Origin of the sequence: Saccharomonospora halophila 8 (genome assembly GCF_000383775.1) — a bacterium.
Lineage (GTDB): Bacteria > Actinomycetota > Actinomycetes > Mycobacteriales > Pseudonocardiaceae > Saccharomonospora > Saccharomonospora halophila.
On the sequence record NZ_KB912488.1, the window covers coordinates 95379 to 100292 of the forward strand.

General features: G+C 70.8%; 6 protein-coding genes. 5 read left to right on the forward strand and 1 reads right to left on the reverse strand.

Annotated elements, in window-relative coordinates:
• Nucleotides 1-104: 104 nt before the first annotated feature.
• From SACHA_RS0103165 to SACHA_RS0103180, 4 genes are all read left to right on the forward strand, one after another.
• Nucleotides 105-347 carry a DUF2630 family protein gene (locus SACHA_RS0103165; protein WP_019807147.1) on the forward strand — a complete coding sequence of 81 codons (243 nt, stop codon included), beginning with the start codon at nt 105-107 and terminating at the stop codon, nt 345-347.
• 177 nt (nt 348-524) lie between these two features.
• Nucleotides 525-2288, forward strand: a complete 1764-nt coding sequence (gene ctaD, locus SACHA_RS0103170; RefSeq protein WP_019807148.1) for an aa3-type cytochrome oxidase subunit I — start codon at nt 525-527, stop codon at nt 2286-2288.
• A 29-nt stretch (nt 2289-2317) separates the two neighbouring features.
• A complete protein-coding gene (locus SACHA_RS0103175; protein ID WP_039737808.1) occupies nt 2318-2812 on the forward strand; it encodes a DUF309 domain-containing protein in 495 nt (164 codons plus the stop codon).
• Between the two features lie 225 nt (nt 2813-3037).
• On the forward strand, nt 3038-3433 hold the full coding sequence (locus tag SACHA_RS0103180) for a VOC family protein (RefSeq protein ID WP_019807150.1): 396 nt from the start codon (nt 3038-3040) through the stop codon (nt 3431-3433).
• On the opposite strand, the gene SACHA_RS0103185 is transcribed toward SACHA_RS0103180, so the two are convergent.
• Nucleotides 3434-4129, reverse strand: coding sequence for a helix-turn-helix transcriptional regulator (locus SACHA_RS0103185; RefSeq protein WP_020628588.1), 696 nt, complete (start codon nt 4127-4129; stop codon nt 3434-3436).
• Nucleotides 4130-4282: 153 nt separating this feature from the next.
• On the opposite strand from SACHA_RS0103185, the gene SACHA_RS0103190 reads away from it, so the two are divergent.
• The gene (locus tag SACHA_RS0103190; RefSeq protein ID WP_039737810.1) at nt 4283-4774 is read left to right on the forward strand and encodes a DinB family protein; all 492 of its coding nucleotides are present in this window, start codon (nt 4283-4285) and stop codon (nt 4772-4774) included.
• Nucleotides 4775-4914 lie beyond the last annotated feature (140 nt).

Consider the following 4914-nt stretch of genomic DNA (forward strand, 5'->3'; position numbering starts at 1 on the left):
CGCGGAGCGTGACCCGGCGGCGCGGCGCGACCCGGCCGGCACGACGGGGCGTTTGGCGCGTCCCCCGCGGGGGCATGCCGCCGCGGGGGAGGAAGGGGAGACCGATGTCCGAGAACGACACCCTGGCCACCATCGACCGCCTGATCGAGGAGGAGAAGGAACTCCGCTCCCGCGCGACGGGCACGGGCCTGGACGAGAACGACCGCGTGCGGCTGCGGCACCTGCAGGAGCGGCTGGACCAGTGCTGGGACCTGCTGCGCAGGCGCAGGGCGAGCGCCGAGTTCGGCGGCGACCCGGACCAACCGCAGGCCCGCCCGGTGAGTGAGGTCGAGTCGTACCAGCAGTAGTCCCACCGCCGCCGGTGCGGTGGGCACGGGTCTCCCGCCGCACGCGGGTCACCCGTACGGGCGTACTTCGTCGACATGCGGGTACCCGCAGGCGCGTCTAGCGTGATTCGTGGCCTTCCCGGGCCGTCACCGGACCGAGGCGCGCCCGGGGATGCACCTTTCGGCGGAGGGACTTTCGTGGACACGCAGCTCGTACGCCCGACGAGGATCCAGGAACCGGCCCCGGTCCCGGCCAAGCGCGGCCAGCGCGCGCTGAGCTGGCTGCGCACGACCGATCACAAGGCGATCGGCCAGCTCTACCTGGTCACGGCCATGGCGTACTTCATGGCCGGTGGCATCATGGCGCTGTTCCTCCGGGCCGAGCTCGGACAGCCGGGCCTGCAGTTCCTGTCGACCGAACAGTACAACCAGATGTTCACGCTGCACGGCACCATCATGCTGCTGCTGTACGCGACCCCGGTGCTGTTCGCGTTCGCCAACCTGGTGCTGCCGCTGCAGATCGGGGCCCCGGACGTGGCCTTCCCCCGACTGAACGCCTTCTCCTACTGGCTGTTCCTGTTCGGCGGGCTGATGGTGCTCGCCTCGCTGCTCACCCCGGGTGGGGGTGCGGACTTCGGCTGGACCGCCTACACCCCGCTCTCGCGGGACCAGTTCTCCGTCGGTATCGGCGGGAACCTGTGGATCATGGGATTGGTGGTGTCCGGGTTGGGCACCATCCTCGGGGCGGTCAACATGATCACGTCGATCGTGTGCATGCGGGCGCCGGGAATGACGATGTGGCGGATGCCGATCTTCACCTGGAACATCCTGTTCACCAGCGTGCTCATCATCATCGCCTTCCCGATCCTCACCGCCGCGCTGATGGGATTGGCCGCCGACCGGCTGTTGGGTGCGCACGTGTTCGATCCGGTCAACGGTGGGGCCATTCTGTGGCAGCACCTGTTCTGGTTCTTCGGCCATCCCGAGGTCTACATCGTGGCCTTGCCGTTCTTCGGCATCATCACCGAGATCATCCCGGTCTTCAGCCGCAAGCCCTTGTTCGGCTACCGGTTGATGGTGTTCGCGACCATCGGGATCATGGGCCTCTCGGCCGTGGTGTGGGCCCACCACATGTTCGCCACCGGCGCGGTGCTGCTGCCGTTCTTCGCGATGACGACGTTCCTGATCGCGGTGCCGACGGGGATCAAGTTCTTCAACTGGATCGGCACGATGTGGAAGGGCAGGCTCAGTTTCGAGACGCCGATGCTGTTCTCGCTCGGCTTTCTGATCACCTTCCTGCTCGGCGGGCTCACCGGGGTCATCCTCGCCGCGCCACCGCTGGACTGGCACGTCCACGACAGCTACTTCGTCGTCGCGCACTTCCACTACGTGCTGTTCGGCACGATCGTGTTCGCGACGTTCGCCGGGATCTACTTCTGGTTCCCGAAGTTCACCGGCCGGATGATGAACGAACCGCTGGGCAAGCTGCACTTCTGGCTGACCTTCGTCGGCTTCCACGTGACCTTCCTGGTGCAGCACTGGCTCGGCAACGAGGGCATGCCCCGCCGCTACGCCGACTACCTGCCTTCCGACGGGTTCACCACGCTGCACGTGGTGTCCACGATCGGGGCGTTCGTGCTCGGCCTGTCGATGCTGCCGTTCCTGTGGAACGTGGTGCGCAGCTACCGCTTCGGCGACCCGGTGACCATCGACGACCCCTGGGGCTACGGCAACTCGCTGGAGTGGGCCACGAGTAGCCCGCCACCCCGGCACAACTTCACCGAGCTGCCGAGGATCCGCTCCGAGCGCCCCGCGTTCGAGCTGCACTATCCGCACATGGTGGAGCGGATGCGCGGCGAGGGTGAGATCACCTTCACCGGCAGGACGAAGGACGCCGAGCGCCCGCACCTGCCCCCACCCGAGGTCAAGGCGTCCGACGCCACCAAGGGCGAGACGGGGTGAGCCGGTCGCCGCGTGGCAGACTCGCGGGTGTGGCGGACAGGGACCGGGACGACGAGGGACGCGCACGCAACGCCAGGCCGCGCGACGGGCTCGGCAGGCCGTTGCCCTACGACGCCGCGGGTGTCGAGCGCCAGCCGGAGGGCGTGACGCGGACCCCGGAGCAGACGGTGCGCGAGGCGCAGCGCCTGCTGGACGAGGGCAAGCCGTTCCACGCGCACGAGGTGTTCGAGGACGCGTGGAAGTCCGGCCCGGACGCGGAGCGCGAGCTGTGGCGGGGGCTGGCCCAGCTCGCCGTGGGCCTCACCCACGCCGCCCGCGGCAACCCGAACGGGGCGGTGTCGCTGCTGCGCCGGGGCGCCGACAACCTCGCCGGGTTCGCCGACTCCACCCCGCACGGTATCGACGTCGCCGGACTGCGCGAGTGGGCGGACACCCTCGCCGGGTGCGTCCCCGGCCACGACACCCCACCCGCCCCCGCCGCCGTCGCCCCCCGCCTGCGGCCGGAGAACCGGTTTGGGGGCTGACCCGCGCGTGCTGTCTCGCCTACGACATCCCGCTCGCTACCTTCGACATCAAGGACTTCGCAGACTTCGCGGAGTACGAGGGTTCGGAGATCCTCGGGTACTCGCCGGCCTAGTGCGTGCCCGGAGGAGTCCGAAGCCTGCCCCGCCGCACCCGGTGCGGGGAACCGGGTGCAGCGGTCCGATTCGTTCAAGACCAGAGGCCGCGCACGGCCGTACCGTGCCGGAATGACACCACGTTTCGCTCTCCTCGGCCTGGTCGTGGCCGACATGTCCGCGTCCCTGGCGTTCTACCGCAGGCTCGGCCTCGACCTACCCGCCGAGGCGGATGCCCAGCCGCACGTGGAGGCGTCGCTGCCGGGTGGCCTGCGGCTGGCCTGGGACACCGTCGAGACCGTGCGCTCGTTCGACCCCGACTGGACCCCGCCACGGGGCGGGCCCGGGATCTCCCTGGCGTTCGCCTGCGACGACCCCGCCGCGGTCGATGGCACCTTCAGCACCCTGGTGGGCGACGGCTACCGGGGCGTGCACGAGCCGTGGGACGCCTTCTGGGGCCAGCGCTACGCCACCGTCGCCGACCCGGACGGCAACCACGTCGACCTGTTCGCGCCGCTCGACGGGTGATCATCCGTCCGAGGTGGGCAGCAGCGCGGACAGCGGAACCCCGGCGAGGGCCTTGATCTCGCGGCTGAGGTGGGCCTGGTCGGCGTAACCGGTCTCCACCGCGACGTCCGCGGGCGGTGTGCCCGCACGGGCGGAGTCCAGCGCGCGCCGCATCCGCAGGATCCGGGCGAGTGTCTTCGGTCCGTAGCCGAAGGCGCGCAGGCACCGCCGGTGTAGCTGCCGGTCGCTGAGGCCCACTGTGCGGGCGAGCTGGGCGACGCGCTCGCCCCCGTCGAGCTGTCCCGCGACGAACGCCGCCAGCGGGTCCGGCCGCGCCGTGCGGAGCCGGTGTGCGGCGATCCTCTCCAGCACACGACCCGCGTCCGGTGCTGCGGTCAACCGTTCGCTCAGTCGCCTGCCGGTGCCCGCTCCCCAGACGTCGGCCAGCGGGAGCCGCAGGTCGCGCAGCTCGTCGGCGGGCAGCCCGAGCACCGCGGGCGCGACACCAGGCGGGAACCGGATCCCGGTCACGACGTCGCCCGCGGTCACGGTGGGCACGTGCGAGCGTGTGTCGGGTCCGGCGATGCACAGCTCACCGCCGAGGAGGATCAGGTCCATGCACCCGTCGGGCAGCACCCGGGCCGCACCTGCGGGAGACACGGTGAGCGACCAGACGACGGCGCCGCCGACCGACGAGGGACGTTGCCGATACAGCACGACACCAGCATCGCACCGATCCCGCACCGTAGGGTGCGCGGCGGGGACACCGTCCGTCGTCGCCGTCGGGCGACCGAGTGCCGACGACCGAGTGCCGCTTTCTTTGTCGGTGGTGGGTGGCATGCTCGGGGTGTGCCGAAGACCGACCGCACCATGCCCCCGTTGACCGCCGACGACCGTGCCACGCTGGAGAGCTGGCTCGACTTCCAGCGCGCCACCCTGGGGGTGAAGTGTGCGGGCCTCACCGAGGCGCAACTCCGCGACGAGGCCGTCGCCCCGTCTCCGCTGACTCTGCTGGGGCTGACCGCGCACCTGGCCGAGGTCGAACGGAACTGGTTCCGTCGTGTGCTGACGGGCGAACGGGTGCCCACGATCTTCGGTGGGGACCACGATCCGGAGTCCCCGGACGGCGGGTTCGACGTGCCGGAGGAAAGTTCCTTCGCCACGGTCCGCGAGGCGTGGGAGGCCGAGGTGGCCCGCGCGCGGGAGAACTGCGCCGCCCGCGCACTGGACGACACCGGGGCCTTCGGTGGCGCCGAGGTCAGTCTCCGCTGGATCCTGGTGCATATGATCGGCGAGTACGCCCGGCACAACGGGCACGCCGACCTCATCCGCGAGCGCATCGACGGCGTGACGGGTGTGTGAGGCGAGCCTCATTCGTGGGACGTCGTTTCCTCCCGGGCGCCGACGAGGTCGAGTCAGGCGGCCGGCTGTGCCGCGTCCGCCACCCCGCACCGGAAGCCGAGTGCCCGTCCGGCCGCACGGCCCGCAGCTCCCGGCCGGGG